General features: G+C 72.3%; 1 protein-coding gene and 1 pseudogene. One reads left to right on the top strand and one right to left on the bottom strand.

Features of this window, described 5'->3' with window-relative positions; genetic code table 11:
• A partial coding sequence (locus FV222_RS25315) for an FAD-dependent oxidoreductase (protein ID WP_147815937.1) occupies positions 1-681 on the bottom strand: 681 nt, incomplete at its 3' end.
• A gap of 326 nt (positions 682-1,007) precedes the next feature.
• Here FV222_RS25315 and FV222_RS25310 point away from each other — a divergent pair.
• Positions 1,008-1,640, top strand: a pseudogene (locus tag FV222_RS25310) (alpha-D-ribose 1-methylphosphonate 5-triphosphate diphosphatase); the annotation flags it as partial.

The following is a 1,640-nucleotide window of genomic DNA, read 5'->3' as shown; positions in this document are numbered from 1 at the left end:
GGTGCGGGCGTGGGTGGCGCCGCGGGCACGCGCGAGGTCGGCAAGCCCCGCGACGTAGCTGCCCGGATCGCGGCAATGGCCCGCCTCCTCGACCATGACCCCGAAGGTGTAGCGGCGGTGCAGTGTCGGCTCGCGCTGGCGCAGCTCGTCGGCCGAGAGCTCGAGCCACCGCACGCCGACCGCGTGGCGTATCGCCCAGGCGGCTGCGTCGGCCGCGAAGGCGGCGCGGTCGGGATAGACGTGGAGCAGGCCGCGCCGCTCGATCAGATGACCGAGGCCGGCCTCCTCGGCGAGGCCGGCATGGAGGCGCGGCGCATCCACAAGCAGGGTGCGCAGCGCTTGCGCCGTGTCCGCGATCTGGCGTCCGCTCCGTGCCGCCCAGACGTAGCGCACCAACCAGGGCAGCGCCCGCGGCAGGTAGCGCCAGCGGATCGCCAAGGGTCCGAGTGGATCGGCGAGATAGGACGGGACGCGCTTCCAGATTCCCGGCTCCGCCGGGGGGATCACTGAGTGCGATGAGAGCCAGCCGGCGTTGCCGTAGCTCGACGCCTGCTCCCCGCCGGGCTCGCCCGGATCGACCATCGTGACCCGGTGGCCGGCGCGCAGGCATTCGAGCGCACTCACGGTCCCGATTGCGCCGGCACCGATGATCACCACATCGCGGGCCGATGGTGCCGTCATCCGTCCGGTCTCCTGTCTCAGGCGCTCGCAGCGCGCGCCGAGGGTCCGTAGCGAACGCGGGGCGCCGCAGGCAATGCCGCCGGGTGACGGGCGTCGTTCCCGGGACGCGAAGACCGCCGCCTATGCCATGTTCGAGCGAATGCTCGACATGGGCCATCTCCCCGACGATCGGGCGACGCCGCTCGCGCAGGGCCAGGTCCTGGTCTACCAAGTGCCGATCCCGGAGACATGCACGAGGCGGTGGGGACGCGGATCGTGGACGTGGCAAGTTTTCGCGCGCCGGTGGCGGCATGAATGGGCGCGACATCAGCGGAGACGGCGAAGCGATGGCGGACCGGGTCGAGATCATCGAGAACGCGCGTCTCGTCCTGCCCGGCGGGGTGGTCGCCGGCTGGCTCGCCATGGCCGGCGGACGCATCGCCGAATTCGGCGAAGGCCGGGCTCCCGAGCGCGGCCTGGATCTCTTCGGCGACCATCTCGTCCCCGGCCTGGTCGAGCTGCACACCGACCACTTGGAAAGCCACTACGCGCCGCGCCCCGGCGTGCGCTGGCACCCGCTGGGCGCCGTGATCGCCTACGATGCGCAGATCGCGGCCTCCGGCATCACCACCGTTTTCGATTCGCTGCGCGCCGGCACCGACCCGGACGGCAGCGGCCTCGGGTCCGAGTTCGACACCTTGGCGCAAGCCATTGCCGACGCCCGCGCCGCCGACCTGTTCCGGGCCGAGCACCGGACGCACCTGCGCTGCGAGATCCCTTCCGCCGACGTGATCGACACCGTGCGCGATTTCGTCGCCCGCCACCCCGTCGGCCTGATCTCGCTGATGGACCACACGCCGGGCCAGCGGCAGTTCCGCGACATGGCGAAGTACGACCAGTATGCCGGCCGCGGCGGCCGGCCGATCGAGGCGATCCGGGCCGGCACCGCGCGCAAGATCCGCGACGGCGCCGCCCTGAAC

The sequence above is a fragment of the Methylobacterium sp. WL103 genome (genome assembly GCF_008039885.1).
In the GTDB taxonomy this organism is placed as follows: domain Bacteria; phylum Pseudomonadota; class Alphaproteobacteria; order Rhizobiales; family Beijerinckiaceae; genus Methylobacterium; species Methylobacterium cerastii.
This window is presented reverse-complemented; position numbering and strand designations above follow the sequence as displayed.